The 794-nt window shown below is 74.2% G+C and carries 1 protein-coding gene; it reads left to right on the top strand.

Annotated elements, in window-relative coordinates; translation table 11 throughout:
* Positions 1–794: hypothetical protein (locus ACYVE7_RS34980; RefSeq protein ID WP_460370961.1), on the top strand; the 794-nt coding region annotated here is incomplete at both ends.

The raw sequence follows: 794 nt of genomic DNA, 5'->3' as shown, positions 1-794 counted from the left end.
GAGCTCGGGCTGCGCGCCGCGCTCAGCGCGATCGGCCGGCTGATCGTCGAGCCGTCGCCGGACGGTTTCCGTCGAGCGGCCGAGATCCTCGACGAAGCCGAGCGCGCCGGCGCCGACCCGACCCGGGCCCGGCTGATCCGCGGCGGCCTGGAGGGCGCCAGAATCCTCAACTCCGGCGACGAGGGGGCCGCCGCCCACGCGATCGAGATGATGCTGGAGACCAGCGAGGAGCTGCGCGACCAGCCCCGGCTGCGGGATCTGTCGCTCGGGCTGGCGGTGCCGCTGCTCGTCCAGCGCTACCACCGTTCGGGCCGCCGGGACGATCTGGAGGCGGCCGTCCGGCTGGCCGAGCAGGTCGCCGGGGGAGCCGACGGCGCGGGCGAGCTCACCGAGGAGCAGTACCTGCTGAAGTACTTCCTCAGCGTCGCGAAGCTCTCGGTGTCGGCGGAGCGCGAACTGCCGGGGACCTTCGAGGAGGCCGTCGCGGCGCTCAAGGCGCTCAAGGAGCCGCAGGGGACCTTCCTGCAGGACCTCGGGTTCGGCTCCGACCTGCCGGTGATCGAACTGCTGGCGCGGGGCGCGGGGCCTGACGGCTTCGATCTGAAGCAGGCGCGCGAGGCGGGGATCGAGGGGTTCGAGGACTTCGCCCACCAGCGGCTCGCCGAGGCCAGGGCCGCGGCCCCCGACACCGCGCTGTACACGGCGAACCTCGGCCAGGCGGGCGAGCTGCTCGTGCACCAGGGGTTCGTGACGGCGCGCATCGGCCTGGTCGAGCAGGGCCTGGCCGCGCTCGC

It is taken from the genome of Actinocorallia lasiicapitis (genome assembly GCF_054778695.1).
This window is presented reverse-complemented; position numbering and strand designations above follow the sequence as displayed.